16 protein-coding genes are annotated in these 16,524 nt (G+C 42.1%); 9 read left to right on the top strand and 7 right to left on the bottom strand.

Features of this window, described 5'->3' with window-relative positions; translation table 11 throughout:
- Positions 1-234: 234 nt before the first annotated feature.
- The 5 genes from BBH88_RS15415 (at position 235) to BBH88_RS15435 (ending at position 5,149) form a co-directional block, all read left to right on the top strand.
- Positions 235-666 (top strand): hypothetical protein, encoded by a 432-nt coding sequence (locus BBH88_RS15415; protein ID WP_006829403.1) that lies wholly within the window; start codon positions 235-237, stop codon positions 664-666.
- Positions 667-1,083: 417 nt separating this feature from the next.
- The gene (locus tag BBH88_RS15420) at positions 1,084-2,283 is read left to right on the top strand and encodes an MFS transporter (RefSeq protein WP_006829402.1); all 1,200 of its coding nucleotides are present in this window, start codon (positions 1,084-1,086) and stop codon (positions 2,281-2,283) included.
- A 215-nt stretch (positions 2,284-2,498) separates the two neighbouring features.
- Positions 2,499-3,281, top strand: coding sequence for a hypothetical protein (locus BBH88_RS15425; protein WP_065536541.1), 783 nt, complete (start codon positions 2,499-2,501; stop codon positions 3,279-3,281).
- A gap of 304 nt (positions 3,282-3,585) precedes the next feature.
- Entirely contained in the window at positions 3,586-4,287 is a 702-nt protein-coding gene (locus BBH88_RS15430) for a potassium channel family protein (protein WP_065536540.1), read from the top strand.
- Between the two features lie 121 nt (positions 4,288-4,408).
- A complete protein-coding gene (locus BBH88_RS15435; protein ID WP_065536539.1) occupies positions 4,409-5,149 on the top strand; it encodes a type II toxin-antitoxin system PemK/MazF family toxin in 741 nt (246 codons plus the stop codon).
- Between the two features lie 27 nt (positions 5,150-5,176).
- Here the strand turns inward: BBH88_RS15435 and BBH88_RS15440 are convergent, their stop codons facing one another.
- Positions 5,177-6,136 carry an IS30 family transposase gene (locus BBH88_RS15440; RefSeq protein ID WP_065536538.1) on the bottom strand — a complete coding sequence of 320 codons (960 nt, stop codon included), beginning with the start codon at positions 6,134-6,136 and terminating at the stop codon, positions 5,177-5,179.
- Positions 6,137-6,386: 250 nt separating this feature from the next.
- Between BBH88_RS15440 and BBH88_RS15445 the strand changes: the two genes are divergently transcribed.
- Positions 6,387-7,523 (top strand): IS4 family transposase, encoded by a 1,137-nt coding sequence (locus tag BBH88_RS15445; protein ID WP_065536537.1) that lies wholly within the window; start codon positions 6,387-6,389, stop codon positions 7,521-7,523.
- 569 nt (positions 7,524-8,092) lie between these two features.
- Here BBH88_RS15445 and BBH88_RS15450 read toward each other — a convergent pair.
- From BBH88_RS15450 to BBH88_RS15460, 3 genes are all read right to left on the bottom strand, one after another.
- Positions 8,093-9,739, bottom strand: a complete 1,647-nt coding sequence (locus BBH88_RS15450) for an SLC13 family permease (protein ID WP_006828968.1) — start codon at positions 9,737-9,739, stop codon at positions 8,093-8,095.
- A 186-nt stretch (positions 9,740-9,925) separates the two neighbouring features.
- Entirely contained in the window at positions 9,926-10,114 is a 189-nt protein-coding gene (locus BBH88_RS15455; RefSeq protein WP_006828969.1) for a hypothetical protein, read from the bottom strand.
- A gap of 61 nt (positions 10,115-10,175) precedes the next feature.
- The gene (locus BBH88_RS15460; protein ID WP_006828970.1) at positions 10,176-10,652 is read right to left on the bottom strand and encodes a metal-dependent hydrolase; all 477 of its coding nucleotides are present in this window, start codon (positions 10,650-10,652) and stop codon (positions 10,176-10,178) included.
- A 128-nt stretch (positions 10,653-10,780) separates the two neighbouring features.
- Here BBH88_RS15460 and BBH88_RS15465 point away from each other — a divergent pair, with 128 nt between their 5' ends.
- The 3 genes from BBH88_RS15465 (at position 10,781) to BBH88_RS15475 (ending at position 13,870) form a co-directional block, all read left to right on the top strand.
- Positions 10,781-11,410: an HD domain-containing protein gene (locus BBH88_RS15465; protein WP_065536536.1), complete on the top strand. Its 630-nt coding sequence runs from the start codon at positions 10,781-10,783 to the stop codon at positions 11,408-11,410.
- An 88-nt stretch (positions 11,411-11,498) separates the two neighbouring features.
- The gene (locus BBH88_RS15470) at positions 11,499-12,806 is read left to right on the top strand and encodes a hemolysin family protein (protein ID WP_065536535.1); all 1,308 of its coding nucleotides are present in this window, start codon (positions 11,499-11,501) and stop codon (positions 12,804-12,806) included.
- 158 nt (positions 12,807-12,964) lie between these two features.
- Complete coding sequence (locus tag BBH88_RS15475) at positions 12,965-13,870, top strand: YihY/virulence factor BrkB family protein (protein ID WP_065536534.1); 906 nt, start codon at positions 12,965-12,967, stop codon at positions 13,868-13,870.
- A gap of 47 nt (positions 13,871-13,917) precedes the next feature.
- On the opposite strand, the gene BBH88_RS15480 is transcribed toward BBH88_RS15475, so the two are convergent.
- Genes BBH88_RS15480 through BBH88_RS15490 form a run of 3 tightly spaced genes read right to left on the bottom strand, consistent with a single transcriptional unit; the run spans position 13,918 to position 16,392 of the window.
- Positions 13,918-14,700 (bottom strand): class I SAM-dependent methyltransferase, encoded by a 783-nt coding sequence (locus tag BBH88_RS15480; protein ID WP_006828974.1) that lies wholly within the window; start codon positions 14,698-14,700, stop codon positions 13,918-13,920.
- Positions 14,701-14,715: 15 nt separating this feature from the next.
- Positions 14,716-15,669, bottom strand: a complete 954-nt coding sequence (locus BBH88_RS15485) for a dipeptidase (RefSeq protein WP_065536533.1) — start codon at positions 15,667-15,669, stop codon at positions 14,716-14,718.
- Complete coding sequence (locus BBH88_RS15490) at positions 15,670-16,392, bottom strand: gamma-glutamyl-gamma-aminobutyrate hydrolase family protein (RefSeq protein ID WP_065536532.1); 723 nt, start codon at positions 16,390-16,392, stop codon at positions 15,670-15,672. It abuts the gene before it with no gap.
- Positions 16,393-16,524 lie beyond the last annotated feature (132 nt).

The raw sequence follows: 16,524 nt of genomic DNA on the forward strand, positions 1-16,524 counted from the left end.
CTGAAATATTCAGACAACATTTCGCTCTACAGTAGCACAAAACTTGTCATTCTTCTTGACCTTCCGTCTTGCTGTTCTCTCAAATCTAAGTACCTGTCTTTATTCCTTTAAATCCATAGCCCTAAGCCATTACACTCGTTAAGACTCAAAATCCACGGAAAATTCGTTAAGGTCCCTTAAATGGCTAAATAGTGTTATAATAGAAGAACAACGAGTTATATTAGGAGGAATCACATGGCTACTGCACGCGAAATGAGTCTCGTCAACAAGGATTTTCTGGTTGAAGAATTAGGGCTGAAGCAACAAGGAAACTCAACAATCTTTATGAATGAAGATTGTTTTGTATTGTCCCCATCTGTTCAGCGATATGAAAAAGGATTTGACGTCAGTGAATTCAATTTAGCTAAGTACGATCCGGAACGTCAACAAGGCTTTTTGCTCGTACGGTACATGGATACCTTTTTAATGGCAAAACTTGAAAGCTTCACGAAAAAAATGATGCTCCCTGAACTTCAGATCAAAAAGAAAAACACAAAACCGCATTGGAAGTTCACAGTTGCTGAAAATCCGGCCTATCATATCGTCAATACCCAAAACAAAGAATTGCGTTACCGTCTGCAGGAACCAACAAAAAAACAAATTGCTTCTTTCTTTAAGAAAATATAAGCTCTTCCCGCGGCCTTTGTGCACGCGGGTTTTTTAATTCCACTATAATATTCAACGAGCTTCCTTGGCCGAAGTTCCCCATTCTCCATATTTGATTGATCGCCATATGGATTGCTTATTGTTAATGGTAAAATGAAAAGCAGCATGAACACCTCCGATCAACGGCAATTCTGGTGAGTTACTGCTGACTACATATGTTGAATTAATTATTTATGATACGTGCTATTCTGCTGTGAATATCCCGCAAATTAGCTTTACTTTCGGGCTCGCAGAAGCTTGCGAAGAGAAGGCTCAGCGCTGCCGCGAAAAACGTCAGCCTGAAGCGATTTCTTCCTTTTTTATCCTAGTCGAGTTGAAAAAGATAATTCTTTATCAACTTATATAGGCGTGGAAAGTGATATGGATTGGACGTGACCAATGGAATCTCAGTGCTATACCGTAAAAGACCGACAGTTTTGGAAAATCATTCTCAGCCTTTTGCTTGCTTCTTTATTCATTTTTGCAAACATGTATGCGGTTCAACCATTACTCCCTGTTTTTGTAGACGAATTTCAAGTTTCTGTTTCTACAGCCAGCTTGTCCTTGTCACTGACCATCATCGGGTTAATACTAGGCTTAATCGTTCTCGGATTTTTTTCTGATCGCAATGGCAGAAAACCCTATATCATCTATTCTTTGCTCGGCTCAGCAATCCCTTTTTTCATCATCCCGCTGACCGATTCATTTACCGTGCTGCTGATCTTGCGTTTTATCCAAGGCTTTGCGCTGGCAGGCGTACCCGCCGCTGCTCTCGCCTACATCAGCGAAGAAATTGACAGAAAAAACATCGCTTATGCCACTGCGCTTTATATTTCCAGCAATGCATTGGGCGGCATGCTCGGCCGTTTTTTAACCGGGTATCTGACTGATCATTTCTCCTGGCAAATTTCCTTTTATGCGTTTGCTGTGACCGGCCTCTTTTTATTCGCAGCTGTCGTCTTTCTGCTGCCGCCGTCCCGGAATTTCAATTCCAGCCAATTAAGTTTTGCAAAAGATATCGAAGGATTCCTGTTCCACGTGAAAAATCCGGCACTTCTCGTCGTCTTCGGTCTTGGTGCAGTTTTGCAGATTTCCTTTACCGGCATTTGGACGTATTTGCCCTTTTATCTGGAAGCCCCGCCTTACTCTATGTCACTTCAGTCCATATCGTATTTGTTCTTTGCCTACGGGATCGGCGTTATCGGCTCCCCGATAGCCGGCCGTGTCGCCGAAAAGTTTGGTTTGCGTAATGTCCGCCTAGCAGGCGTGTTTATCTTATCAGCCGGAATTTTTATGACACTCAGCCCGTATTTCTGGATAATCGTCGTTGGCCTCTGTGTAACCTGCCTTGGCTTTTTCACTTCCCATTCCCTGACCGCCGCTTCTGTCGGCCAGCAGGCAGCCCACCATAAAGGCAGCGCTTCTAGCTTGTATTTGGTATCGTACTATATCGGTGTCGCAGCGGGCAGCTCTCTTTTAAGTCCTTTATGGACATCTGTCGGCTGGACAGGTTTTGTTCTTTTTACAGCAATTTTACCGCTCCTTTATATACTAGCTATCACTCTTTATAGAAAAAAAGCAGGCTCCCCCAGAAGGTAAACCGTTCAGTTTTGAATCGCAAAAATCGAAATAACCACCTAAATAGACTACCTTTTAGCAGCTATTTAGATAGCACTTTACAACGCTAATTAACACCTAAATTCGAAAGGTTTTCGAACCTACGATTTTAGGTGTTTTTTTAATTGAAACCCCTCATAAGAACTTAAAATTATGGGTTATACTGGAATAAACAAAACAATCTAAGGAGTGATAATTTGTTTCCAAAAGACATTATTCAAGAATTTTTATCTGAAATGAGTAGACAAGATGTCGAACGAAAAGCCCTCATTGCTTCGGTTGTATCAAATTCAATATTTAATTTTGAAATGCCTAAGATGGAATTCCCCATAATTGAAGTGGATTACGATAGAGTTAAAAAAATCATCAATAAAAATTCAAAGTACGGTTGGACTTTAACCCAAGAGATTGATTTTTCCTACTACTTTAAAGACGAGTTGGTCGACTCAACATTTAATCAAATAGACAATCATTTTTTAAATTTTTACTCAGATAACGATTGGAATTTCTATCACCATACAAAGAATCTCATATTAGAAACTATCAATCCAAAATGGACGGAATTATTGAATGAGTGCTTTGATAATTTTGAACAAGACAGGTACAAATCGATTATTCCCACTCTATTTTCGATTATCGAAGGCGAAACAGCTTTTATCTATCAAACCACCGAAGCAGGAAAGGACCTGTTTGAGACGATGAAAACTGAAACAAGAAATATTGAGCACGAACTAACGAAATTAACTATTTATTCGTTGGCAGAATTTTTACGTTGGCAATTATTTGGTTACCAAGAATTCTCTAAATCGAGGAAAAGCCTTATCAATCGAAACAGGGTTTTGCACGGTCGTGACGATCCAATTTATTGGCACAAAGTAGATGCCCTTCGATTGATTAACATATTATCAACTGTCCAACTGTATTCTGCAAAATCAAAATACACAAGATTGCAACAAGAAGTACATAATGTTGCAACTTGACATGGAGCCTCTACAAGCATGACTATCACGTCAGGAAACCAGCCGTGATAAAGGCTGGCTAGCCTGAATGAGGCTATCATGCTTGCCACTCCATGTAAAGTTGCAACGCCATGTTTGATTGCAATACTATGTACTTTTCTATTGCATTACACACCAACTTGTTAAAGAGAATAAAGATGGCTAACTCGTTGTTTTATAAAAGAATAGATGAACAAGAATATTTTCATCCTATATCCTAGATTTATTAAATGCTTTAACTATTCTTTGCCGAAACGATTAACTTTTAAACGTGAGGAGTAAATTAATGAAGAAAAGTGTAATCATATTTGAAAGTATTATGTTTGTATTGGTATTAATATCTTTGTTCTTCGCTTTTTCAGACAATGAAAACTTTATAAAATTAGATTGGGGTATTTGGTTTATTTTTGTGTTGGATTACACCGTCAGATTAATACTTGCGGAGAACAAATGGAGTTATATTAAACAGCATCCCTTTGAACTAATTGCCATTATCCCGTTCGATTCTATTTTTAGAGCTGCGCGTATCGTACGATTGTTCCGCATCATTCGATTAATTGGAATTGGATCGCGCTATTTAACACCAGTATACAAATTACTAAAAACGAATGGTTTAGACAAAATATTAATTGTTGCTATGGTTTTACTGTTTATTATTCCTATTCCGATTGTACTTCTTGAACCTTCAATAAATACTTTTGGTGATGCACTTTGGTGGGCTGTTGTAACTACCACGACTGTCGGTTACGGAGATATATCTCCAGAAACACCAATTGGTCGAATTTTAGCTGTTGTATTAATGTTGGTAGGTATTGGAATCATTGGTACATTAACTTCTGCAATTACAAGTTTTTTCGGTAATAAAAATGAAGCGAACCACGATAAAAAAATCCTAAATGTAATTCAGTCTATCGAAGAAATTGAAAATCTGACTAAAGAAGATATAGAATTTGTTCGGATGTATCTGAAGAGAAAAGAAATTAAATAACCTTAGATTAAAGCATCTTAATTCGGATGCTTCTTTTTTCTTCCTTTTTCTGGCTTTCCTATTCTTTTTCATTATGGTTAATCAAAATTGTTAGACTTTTTTTGATTAAGGATGGTGGGAAATGAAAAGAAAAATTGATATTGATTTTTTAATTTTTTTAAGAAAGGGACTTTTTAGAAGTCCTAACGAATACGAAATGAAAAAAGCACGAAACATTTTTTTGGATTTGAATTCTAACCTTTGGAATGAGTTATATGAAAAAGACCGTAAAAATTCTTTTATGTTTGCTGAATCTATGAATGAATTTTTGTTAAGAAAAAACGATAAAGCAAAATTCCCCCCTGAAATTGGAGACATAGTTATGCTTAATTTGCTACTGGGTTATAATCACGAAGCTTCCAAAATACACCCTGTACTTGTTTTAGAGAAATTCGGTAATAGAATTTTTGTTGTACCAGGATCTTCTAGCGATTCTTATACTAAAGAAGCTTTTCATCCAAGCACAAACCCCACTAAAAAGAAAAATCTCTACTTAATAAAACCAGAAGAAGTAATTTTAGAAAGTGGTAGGACTTTAGAGTACAATACTGGATTCAAACTAGAAAACTCTGCTCTTTACTCTACATCACGTATAACTTCGGATATGGCGATGGCACACTTAGATCCAAACAGCGATGCGTTCAAAATAATAAAAGCTGGAGTTCATTATTTAATTTTTCCGATTGAAAATAAGTTCATAGAGAAAACAACAATTGAAAATAACATTTTAAAAAATGATTTAATAGTCTTAAAAGAAGAATTAAGCTTGGTAAAAATTGAGAAAGAGATGATTGAAAAAAATAAAAAATACGAAAAAAATTAATACCTCGATTAAATATAGTTCCGTTTGTCAATATAAGCTAGACAAATCCATTCCATTCAGGTGACTCAAAAATGCCTCCAGGGGTGTACGGTAATCCAGCGACTTCCGCGGGATATTATTCCGCTTGTCAGCCACCGCGGAAATGAACGGTTGATCGACCTGGTTGAAATCCATTTCCTTTGCCAAGCCGTCTTTTCGAAGGAGTCCGTTGGAATTTTCATTCAAGGCGCGCTGGGAAGGCGTTCCGGGATCCGCAAAGTAAATCGAGACGTCGTGCCGGTTGCACAGCGGCTTCCAATTGGAGAATTCCTTCCCGCAATCAAAGGTGATGGATTTGAACAGATTTCTCGGGACCCCTTGAAACCACTGATTCAGCGTAGTTTCAATATCGCATGCCTTGCGTCCCGCAGGCTTCAAGGCGATGATGACTTTCGTCAGCCGTTCGACCAGCGTGATCACCGCACTTTTGTGGCGGGCGCCCACAATGGTGTCGCCTTCGATATGTCCGAACTCTTTTTGGAAAGAAGGATAGTCGGTTTCTCGTTCGGAAATATGTCGTTTGAACGCCTGCTTTCCGCGGCGTTCCTCGTGCCCATTGGGTTTTCGTTTCCCTTTCATGGGCAGTGTGGCTACATCAAAGACCTGATTTTTGAACATGCGATAGAGCGTGCGTGCGGAACAATCGATCACCGTTTCTGCACGGCCGACAATGACATCAGGCGTCCATCCCTGCGCCACCTTGTCTTGAATATAGACAACTTGTTTCTTCGGCAAGACCAGTTTTCGTCGGCCGCAGCGTTGTTTGTTTTTCTTGTATTGTTTGTAGAAATCGAGAGCTGTATAGCCCGATTTCAGGAAGTTGATGACATTATAGATCGGCTGCCTGGAACGGTTCAGGCATTCTGCAATTATCGCCACAGGTATATGTTGGCGGTGGTAGGATTCTATCATCACCAATTCATCCGTGGTAAGATGGGTGTAGGTCATTCGTGATCACTCCTCTGTTTTTCTTTGGTCGGAAAATACATTTAGAGTGTATCACGAATGGCTTTTTCAGTTGTCTAGCTTAATTTTACAATCGGCGTAGGATAAAAAAATAATTTTGACTTTTTTCTTGCTTTTTACTTTATATACCACGCGTGTTGATTAACCAGAATCATCCAAATCAATACAAAAAGAGACACCTTTCTTGTAGACTGTAAGTGCGAACCAACAACTACAGGAAGAGGTGTCCCTTATGAAACAGAATACCATGTTCCCCAATTTGATTCAAAAGTTTATTACGAATGAAGAGGTGGCCACGCTCACGGAGCTGATTGGCTATGAAGATACTGCCCGAAAGCTCACTGTCGGCAAGTTGATTGAATACCTGGTGACCGCAGCGGCGTCCGAATGGAAGGGCTATCGTCATTGCGGCGACGTCGGAACTTCCGCGGGGCTGGTCGATGTCGACCACTCGACGATCTCCAAAAAGATGAAGGAACTCGACTACCAGTTGATGAAAAAAGCCTTCGCCTTGGTCGTAGGTAAATGCAACCGGGCGACAAGGCGCGCACTCAAAATTCCAAACCGGCTTCTACTGGTAGATTCCACAACGATTACCGTAGGGAAGAGCCGGCTCCCTTGGGCGCTTTATCACGGCGAACGGTCGGGCATCAAGCTTCATGTCAGCTATACACCCGAAACCAATATGCCGTTAGACGTAGTTGAAACTACAGGTCTCGTACACGATGGACCGGTTGGTGAACGCTTGGCCGACCGCCGGTTTATCCTGGTACAGGACCGGGCATATTTCAATATCAAACGCATTGACCGGTTCGTATCGGATTACCAGGATTTTGTCATCCGGGTGAAAGAAAATGTCGAACTGTCGACCGTCAAATCGCTGCAGCGCCTGCCAGAGGAAGAGTCCAATGTCACCCGTGACTTCACCTGCCGGCTTGGAACGCCTCAATCGCGCTCAACGAAACGGCACCGCATGGTCTTTTTCACGGATCATAAAGGGCATGAGATTCGGGTCGTCACCAATCTTCTTAACCTGTCAGCTGAGGCCATCGCCCGAATCTACAAAGCACGTTGGGGCATCGAATCTTTCTTCCGCTGGATCAAGCAGAACTTGAACGTGCCGAAGTTATTTGGCCAAACGCCCAATGCCGTCTATAATCAACTGTTTGCGGCGTTGATCGCGTATGTATTGATCCAGTGGCTGTATCAAAAGACGAAATTGGCCATCCGGCTGCCTGCTTTGTCGCTTGTGGCCTTTCAGCGCACGCTGTTGACCGGTACATTGCCGCTGATTTGGCTGGATGCCCTGACGACATTTCTGCACGAGTACTTTGCCCTCAGCAGGAGTAGTCTGTCATTTATTGGTTAATCAACACGCGTGTTTATATACATTACTATATTAATAAGCAAGATGAGGCGAAGGCCAATGCAAGTTTTTATAAATAATATTTTCTTTAAACACAGAAGATGACCACTTGGTTATTTTCTGTGTTTTTTTCAACACTGAATTATTATAGGTTTTGTTTGGGTATACACCTACTAAAAGGAGGTATCCAAAATGAACGAACAACACCAAAAGGAAGTAGAAGAATTCATTTGTGTAGTTGAAGAAGATTTAATGGAGTTTATAAAAAAACGAACACATTTCCTGAAGAAATAGGGAGTGTTTTTTTATACCTTTTAACAGGTGGAATAGTACCCTTTTTAGCGCGTGTTTTAGCATCATTACAATTAAAATTGTAAATCGTCTGATTCGGTTGCTAATTTGCTATCCAAAAACGACTGAAAAACGCTAGAAACCTTTTGATGCCAATAAAAAATAGACCGCCAATTGTATTGATAATTAGGGGTCTATTTGGTGTTCTAATTACGGTTTTGCGATTTAAAACTGAACGGCTCCCCCAGAAGGTGAGCCTGCTTTTTGCTGTTCATTCAACCTTATTCAAGAAAGTCCGATGGAATCGACATCAGATCAATTCCCCAAACAAGCGGCAGGAAGTAGAATACCGCAAGCCCGACAAAGAAAATACCGAATATATTAAGAGCAAATCCTGCTTTGGCCATGTCTGAAATTCTCAAATATCCGGAGCCGAACACGACAGCGTTCGGCGGTGTCGCAACTGGCAGCATAAATGCACACGATGCTGCTACAGCGGCGGTAACCATCAACGCATACGGATGGATACTGAGAGCTACTGCAAGAGATGCCATAATCGGAAACATCATTGAAGCTGTTGCAGTATTTGAAGTGATTTCCGTTAAGAACAGCACAAACGCAGCTACTACCAGAATAATAATAAGAACATTGACGCCCTGCAATCCAATCAATTGGCTTCCGATCCATTCAGACAGACCAGAATTTGTAAAACCGGCAGCAATGGCAAGCCCACCACCAAATAGCAGTAAAATCCCCCAAGGCAATTTAACCGCGGTTGCCCAGTCCAGCAAATGATCGCCTTTTCTGTTTTTGGAAGGAATGATAAATAAAATCATCGCGGCGATCAACCCGACCATTGCATCCGTCATTTCCAGATTGGGTGCAAAAGCATCCAGAACAAACGAGCGGCTGATCCAAGCAAGCGCTACTGCTACGAAAACCACAAAGACCGCTTTTTCTTCATAAGATGCAGCACCTAAGTCGGTTTTCTGCTGGCGGATCACTTCGCTTCCACCAGGTAAATGTTTCAACTTTTGCGGATAAGCGACTTTCACCAGGTAGACCCAAGCAATTGAAATAAAAATCCAAGCCAACGGAACGCCAAACAGCATCCATTGTGCGAAGGTGATCTCAATACCATAAATTTCATTAACTGCCCCTGCCAACAGCGTATTTGGCGGAGTTCCGATCAAGGTTGCGATCCCGCCAAGAGAAGCTGAGTAGGCAATCCCAAGCATCAGTGCTTTGCCGAAACCAAAGTTTTCTTTTGAAGTATCGATCGAAGAATCATCCTTTAACGCTTCCGATACCTGATAGATGATGGCTAGGCCGATCGGCACCATCATCATCGCCGTGGCAGTATTGGAAATCCACATCGACAGAAATCCAGTAGCGACCATGAAACCGAGAATAATACGCTCGGTGTTGGTGCCGATTACGGAAATGATCGTAAGCGCAATTCGTTTGTGTAAGTTCCATTTCTCCATTGTCAGGGCAATCATGAATCCGCCCATGAAGAGGAATATCGTATCGTTGCCATATGCCGAAGTTGCAGCGCTTACATCGAGCCCACCAGTCATTGGAAAAAGAATAATCGGCAAGAGCGATGTTGCAGGAATCGGAATGGCTTCCGTGATCCACCAAGTCGCAATCCAGATTGTGCTAGCCAGTATGGCTTTCGCTTCAGGAGGCAGGCCATCGGGATTAAAGAACAGTAAAGTCAAAATAAAAAGAAGCGGGCCTAGAAACAGGCCGATCAATTGAGGGGTGTTGTAACTGCGGTTTTTCTTGCGTTCATCATAGGATCCGGCGTCTTCTGCCCGATCACGGTCATCGGGTATACCAGCCCCTGGGTTGGTAAAAAGACGGAACGTATCTTTTGCCTGATCGTGCTTTTCCCACATCCAGTTCCATGTTGCTGAAATCATCTTATCCCTCCATTGTCTTAAAAAAATTTTCAATAATTACTTTTCTAAGTGTATAGGTTTACGCTCCCATATACAAGTTGACAAACCACAGGATATCCCCCTATAAAGACCAAAAAAAAGGACTTGGAACTTAAAGTTCCTGTCCTTGATACAATCATTTTAATAACCCGATCTTTCGCGGTCTACTTACTTTTCTTCCGATTCACCAATCGGATTTTTTTCGTCACCGACTCCTGTATTGCTGTGGGCACCTCTTTTATCCATCTTTTTACCGTCTTCTCTTGACTCTTGATCAATGCTTTCAAACTCTTCCCGCTGCCGACGATTATGGCTGCTTTGTGGATTTGCATCTCTTGAAAAATCATTTTTAGACATAAGATCATTCCTCCTATAAGCTTTTACTCCCTGACCTCCCTTTTGTCATGAAATAAAACGTTTACAGCGAAAGAATTATCCCATATCCAAAGTAGACCGAAAGAAGTGACAAGAGTGCGAAAACCAGGTATTCGGAAGTAGCTCCGGTTGTAGCTGTGAACGGAAACCGGACATTCCACCTAAGCGGAAAGAATAGTTTGACACCTCTTTTGGTCGCCATATCCAATACAATATGACTCGCCATTCCCACCAGCAAGCCCGCTGAAATGTCTTCCATTGGCATGAAATTATGCAGCAAAACAGCGATTAAAATAAGAAACAGCAGACTGTGTGTAAACGTCCGATGTCCGAAAAGGCCATTGATCAACTTTGAAAGAATCGGTAGAGCTCTGCCAATCTTGCTGCCGCCATGGCAAATATCCGGAATCAACGAGCCAATTACTCCAGTACACAGTAAAATAGCCGGTTCGTAATTTGTGATTTGTGCAAATGCAAGGCTTGCTGCTACGCCGCCAATGATGTGAGTCTTACCCGTCATGCTTTTCTTCTCCCTCATCTTGCTATATTAATACCATTTTTATTGTACTAAAAATCGTGTATGCTGAAGATAGCATTTTTGATTATTAACACTTGTTTAGTTTACCCCACTCAAAAGGAGGCGTCATTATGGGAATTCACCGTTTTTTTACTTCATTGAACGATTTGGAACGGATTATCCGGGCACCCGGGATGTTTAAATTTGAAGAACATAATGTTGCAGCCCATTCGTGGAAAGTCAGCCAGTACGCGATGTTTTTTGCAACCATCGAAGAGCGTGCCGGCCGTGAAATCGATTGGAAATCATTATATGAAAAAACCATCAATCATGATTTTGCTGAAGTGTTTATTGGCGATATTAAAACACCGGTCAAATACGCTTCACCGGAATTGAAGGAAATGATTGCGAAAGTGGAAGAAGGCATGATGGAGAAATTCATCCTGCGTGAAATTCCTGAAGAGTTTCGGGAGGTCTTTTTCGAACGCATGAAAGAAGGAAAAGACGCGACCATCGAAGGGCGTCTATTGGAGTTGGCAGACAAGCTGGACCAATTCTATGAAGCCTTTGCAGAATTAAAGCGCGGCAATACCGACAAGGAATTTGTCGTCATGTATCGCATTGCTTTAACTAAATTGCTGGACCTTCCATTGCCGGCGAGCGTCGGATACTTCAAGAATGTCATGCTCGACGATGTGATCAATGAAGAAACAGCCATCGACGTAAAAGAACTCACCCGCCAGATCATTGCCGAGTATTAAGCTTAGCTCTATATTTCACGGTAGGATTATGGTAAATTTAACTTCAACAACTACTTTCGGAGGTGAATCCCTTAATTAAGGGAATTTATTGGACCCCATACTTATATTGAATTTAGCTCTGCTCGTCTTATTAATCGTTTTAACGGCCGTTTTTGTCGGCTCAGAATTCGCCGTCGTTAAAGTTCGAATGTCGCGCATCGACCAATTGATCGATGAAGGAAACAAAAAAGCTGTATTGGTCAAAAAGATCACCAGTGATCTTGATTATTACCTGTCAGCCTGTCAGCTTGGAATCACCGTTACTGCCCTTGGCTTGGGCTGGCTAGGCAAACCTGTCGTTGAACGGCTTTTTCATCCTTTTTTTGAACTGCTCGATGTCCCTTCTTCTGCTTCTACTATCCTTTCGTTTATCCTGGCTTTCTCGCTAGTGACTTTTTTGCATGTGGTCTTTGGGGAGATGGCTCCAAAGACTTTGGCGCTTCAATTTGCAGAAAAGATGACGCTTTTACTGTGTCCATTTTTGTATTGGTTCGGCAAAATTATGTATCCGTTCATTTTCATCCTGAATGGCTCGGCACGAATCCTCTTACGCATTTTCGGCGTGGAACCTGCCAAAGAAGAACAAGCCCATTCTGAAGAAGAGCTGAAAATTATTATGGCGCAAAGCTTCCAAAGCGGAGAAATCAATCAAACTGAACTGTCCTACATGCAAAACATTTTTGCTTTTGATGAGCGTAGTGCCAAAGATGTCATGATTCCCCGCACTCAGATGGTCGCCTTCTCAGATGATTTATCGAATGCGGAACTTCTGACCGAAATTCGTGAACACCGTTTTACGCGCTATCCTATAGCCAGAGATGGAGACAAAGACGACTTGATTGGCTTCATTAATGCCAAAGAAGTACTGACGCATTATGCCGTCAACGGGCAATTTGAAATGTCGGAACTTATACACGCCCTCCCCTATTTCCATGAAACGACGCCGCTTCAAAATGCCCTAGTGAAAATGCAAAAGGAGCGTACGCATATCGCTTTGGTCATCGATGAATATGGCGGAACTTCAGGCTTGATTACGATGGAGGATATATTAGAGGAAATTGTCGGAGAAATTCGTGATGAATTTGACGCAGAAGAAGATGAAGAGATTATTAAGGAAAGTGATACGCGCTATCTTCTAAATGGACGCGTCCTTCTAAAAGATCTGGAAGAGCGCTTTGGTTTTAAATTCGAAGACAGCGAAGATATTGATACGATTGCTGGATGGATTCAACATCAACTGATTGAAGCCGAGACTGGAGATCTCTTCGTTAAAGAAGACTGCCAGTGGTCCATCGTTGAAATGGACAATCACCACATCTTAAAAGTTGCATGTGATATGTTGCCAAAATCGTCCTAAAAAGAATGTCCGGTTATCGGACATTCTTTTTCTATAGCTAAAATAATCCACCTGTCGTTTCCAAATGAATCTTTGTCTAAACTTTAGGATTAATCTCTTGCATAACAGGGCATATACAATTATACAAAGTAACTTATTTTTAAATGGGGGGTTATCATATGAGTAAAGCTATGGGTTTTGCCAAAGAACTTGGCGGCGAATTTAAAAAAGATAATGCGACAACTCTTGCTGCAGCACAAGCTTATTACTATTTATTAGCTATTGTTCCTTTATTGATTCTACTGCTGTCGATATTGCCTTATCTTCAAATCAATCCGGATCGCGCCGTAGAATTTATCGGCACCATTCTACCAGGAGAAATGGCAACAACATTCCAAGACACGATTGTCAGTGTCGTCACCACGCCATCAGGTGGTTTGTTGACGTTTGGTATACTCGGCACGCTTTGGTCCGCATCCAATGCGTTAACTGCCTTCATCAACGCAACCAATCAAGCTTATGGCATTGAAGAAACGCGTTCATTCATTAAACTAAAAGCAACAGCTATCGGCTTAACGCTTGGCATGCTTGTCGCAGTCATTATTGCACTCGTTCTGCCAATCTTCGGTGGTACGATCATCAATATAATTAAGTCATCCTTAAACCTTCCAGAGCAAACTGAAATCATTTTCCAGGTTTTGCGCTGGGTCATTTCCGTTGCGGTCATGAGTATCGTGCTGGCGCTTATGTACAAGTTCGCTCCCGACAAACAATTCCCGTTTAAGGAAGTCATCGTCGGAGCAGTAATCGCGACAGTTCTTTGGCAAGTCGTTTCATTCGGATTCTCGATTTATGTCGCTAACTTTAGCAGTTACTCTGCCACCTACGGCAGTCTCGGTGGTCTTATCGTATTGATGCTGTGGTTCTTCCTGACTGGTCTTATACTTGTCATAGGCGCTGAAATAAACGCCATTCTCCACAGACGAAGAAATGCGAAAAAAGAAACCTCATCTGATGCTCTCGCACAAAGCGAAGCGAACCAAAAAGAGGCGAAGAATACAGAGTCATCCATGAACAAATATTAAACGCACAAGCCCCCTCATCAATATAATGAAGGGGCTTTCTTCTGGGTTCATCCATGCGCAGTTTTTTCATACAGCGCCATCCATTCATCGATCGTGAATTTTTGGACGTTTCCATCCTGGACTTCTATCGAAAAATAAGAAACGGTCTTTTCATCTGCATTGAGCAAATGACGGGAAACTCGTTCTACCTGTTCGTCACTTTCAGTCGTGCGTTCTACCCATGACGGATAGTGAAAGGTTTTCCGACGATCCGCAGACTTCCGTTCCACCATTCCATTCTCTTTTAGCAGGCTGGTCCATTCTTCTTTGGACAGGCATCGTGAATGGCTGTCATCCCGCATTTTTTCTGTTGTATTCATAAATTTCGCCAGCTCCGGATCAGCAGGAGCGACATTATCAATCAGGATGAAGCGGCCCCCCTTCTTTAAGACACGAGACATTTCTGAGATAAACCGTTCCGGATTCGGAAAATGGTGCGGTGCAATCCGGCATACAACCGCATCAAAACTTTCTTTCAAAAAAGGCAAAGCTTCGGCATCCGCCACCACATAGTGAATGTTATTGAAGCTACCGCGCAGATGCTTTGCTGTATTTTCCAGCATCGCTCTTGTCAGGTCTGTAGAAAACACCGTTGCTGCATGCGGAGCCAGTGTTTTTGTCACATGCCCCCCACCTGTTGCGATATCCAGTACAGTCCATGTCTTCTCAGGTTGAAGCCATTCGATGAGCAAAGACAGGTCTTCCCCTTTAGCATGGCTGTCACTGGTTACGTACTTATCGGCATTTTTGCCGAAGACTTCCTTTACTTTTTGTTTTGGTGTCTTGTCCATAGTTCTCCTCCTTATTTACATCCCCGGTCGGTGTTCCAGGAAGTTTCGATACGCAAACCCTTCTACTTCCGCTTCCGTATAGTGCTTCTGCAGCTCATTGATCAAATTAGGGAACTCAGATGCATTTCCGAGTCCAGTGATATGAGAAGATATCCCATCGAAATCCGATCCAATGCCGACTTGACAAATTCCACCGAGTGAACAAAGATGTTCGATATGGCGGATTAAATCCGCTATTGTCGCCTGTTCACTGTCTTTGTTGATAAATTGCGGACAAAACACCACATCGATCATCCCGCTATTTTCAAACATCGCTTGAATTTGCTGATCGTTGAGATTGCGTGGATGATCGCAAAGGGCTCGTGCATTGGAATGGCTGGCAATCGGATATTTTGCCAGATCCAAAACATCCCAAAATCCATTGATAGACAAATGAGAGACATCGGTGAACACATGATGTTCATTGTTTAAGCGAACCACTTCTTTCCCCAGCACCGTCAAACCTGCACCTCTCGGATCACCGACACCATCGGCGCAGAGATTGGCATTATTCCAAGTCAGCCCGATAGACAGCACTCCTAAACGATAAAGATGGCGCAGCTTCGCTAAGTCGTTACCGAACGCATCTGCCCCTTCTAGCGTCAAAACCGCGCCAATTTCATCGGGTTTTAATAGATCTATATCCTGCCAGTTCTTGATATGCTTCATCAATCGATTTTTTCCAAGAATTTCACTATAGAACAAATCTATTTGTTCTAGTGCATGTTGCCATTTTTCATCAGATGGAAATTCAGGATGGATAAAAACAGCGAAAAACTGCACTTTTACACCTCCAGCCCGAAGTCGTTTGAAATTGGTATCCAATAAATCCGAATTTTGATAGTTTACTAATTCTCCTTCAAACAACGCATTCCGCTTAGCCATTTGCAATTTCAGCAAGGCGTCACAATGTGTATCAAAAATTTTCATCTACTTCTCTCCTTCTTCTCGACACGCTGCGATAAAACCCGAAAAAATGCCAATCGAGGCTGAATCTTCAGCTCTTGCCATGTTTTCAGGATGCCATTGCACACCCAGAGCGAACTGGTGCTGTGTGCTTTCAATGGCCTCCACGATGCCATCACTGGATACTCCACTGACAATAAAAGGCGCCGGCACGTGTCGATTGGCCTGATGATGGCGGCTGTTCACTTTCAGGCGCTGTTGCCCGGTCAATCGGTGCAGCAATGAGCCTTCCGTTACGTCCAGAAAATGGGATCCATGGAATTTTGGCGCTCTTTGCTGATGCTGCAGCAAATCCCCTTTTACTTGCGTGGTGATATCCTGATACATATCGCCTCCAACCGCAATATTCAAAATCTGTGCCCCTCGGCAAACACCCAAGATCGGTTTTTTCAAAGCTAGTACTTTTTTCGCTAAAGCCAGCTCAAATGCATCACGCGCCGGAATGATGACGCCAAGCTGTGGCTGCGGCTCTTCACCGAATAAGGTGGGATCGATATCGTAGCCGCCTGCTAAAAACAATCCATCAATATGCTCTGCAATTTCATCAATGTCTGCTTCATCTGTTAAATGTGGAAGCATGATTGGGAGACCACCGGCCATCAAAATCGCTTCTGTATCGGCAAGTTCAATGCCATATTCTTCTCTCCCCAATTCCAGAGACGACGTAAGACCAATAATTGCTTTCATTTATGTATAACCTCCTGCTTGTAAAAATTGTATATAATAAACATACAGAAATTTCTGACGAAATGCCAGTACTCATTAACTATTGGTGCTGAATCTAATAAAAAAAACAGGAAACCTGAAAGATCCCCGTTA

Source organism: Planococcus antarcticus DSM 14505 (assembly GCF_001687565.2).
Taxonomy (GTDB): Bacteria; Bacillota; Bacilli; order Bacillales_A; family Planococcaceae; genus Planococcus; species Planococcus antarcticus.

Excerpts from the sequence above, each read along its gene's own strand:
- BBH88_RS15415 (WP_006829403.1), top strand. The coding sequence starts at position 235 with ATGGCTACTGCACGCGAAATGAGTCTCGTCAACAAGGATTTTCTGGTT.
- BBH88_RS15450 (WP_006828968.1), bottom strand. The coding sequence starts at position 9,739 with ATGATTTCAGCAACATGGAACTGGATGTGGGAAAAGCACGATCAGGCA.
- BBH88_RS15440 (WP_065536538.1), bottom strand. The coding sequence starts at position 6,136 with ATGACCTACACCCATCTTACCACGGATGAATTGGTGATGATAGAATCC.
- BBH88_RS15490 (WP_065536532.1), bottom strand. The coding sequence starts at position 16,392 with ATGAAAGCAATTATTGGTCTTACGTCGTCTCTGGAATTGGGGAGAGAA.
- BBH88_RS15475 (WP_065536534.1), top strand. The coding sequence starts at position 12,965 with ATGAGTAAAGCTATGGGTTTTGCCAAAGAACTTGGCGGCGAATTTAAA.
- BBH88_RS15480 (WP_006828974.1), bottom strand. The coding sequence starts at position 14,700 with ATGGACAAGACACCAAAACAAAAAGTAAAGGAAGTCTTCGGCAAAAAT.
- BBH88_RS15445 (WP_065536537.1), top strand. The coding sequence starts at position 6,387 with ATGAAACAGAATACCATGTTCCCCAATTTGATTCAAAAGTTTATTACG.
- BBH88_RS15455 (WP_006828969.1), bottom strand. The coding sequence starts at position 10,114 with ATGTCTAAAAATGATTTTTCAAGAGATGCAAATCCACAAAGCAGCCAT.
- BBH88_RS15435 (WP_065536539.1), top strand. The coding sequence starts at position 4,409 with ATGAAAAGAAAAATTGATATTGATTTTTTAATTTTTTTAAGAAAGGGA.
- BBH88_RS15485 (WP_065536533.1), bottom strand. The coding sequence starts at position 15,669 with ATGAAAATTTTTGATACACATTGTGACGCCTTGCTGAAATTGCAAATG.
- BBH88_RS15430 (WP_065536540.1), top strand. The coding sequence starts at position 3,586 with ATGAAGAAAAGTGTAATCATATTTGAAAGTATTATGTTTGTATTGGTA.
- BBH88_RS15460 (WP_006828970.1), bottom strand. The coding sequence starts at position 10,652 with ATGACGGGTAAGACTCACATCATTGGCGGCGTAGCAGCAAGCCTTGCA.
- BBH88_RS15465 (WP_065536536.1), top strand. The coding sequence starts at position 10,781 with ATGGGAATTCACCGTTTTTTTACTTCATTGAACGATTTGGAACGGATT.
- BBH88_RS15420 (WP_006829402.1), top strand. The coding sequence starts at position 1,084 with ATGGAATCTCAGTGCTATACCGTAAAAGACCGACAGTTTTGGAAAATC.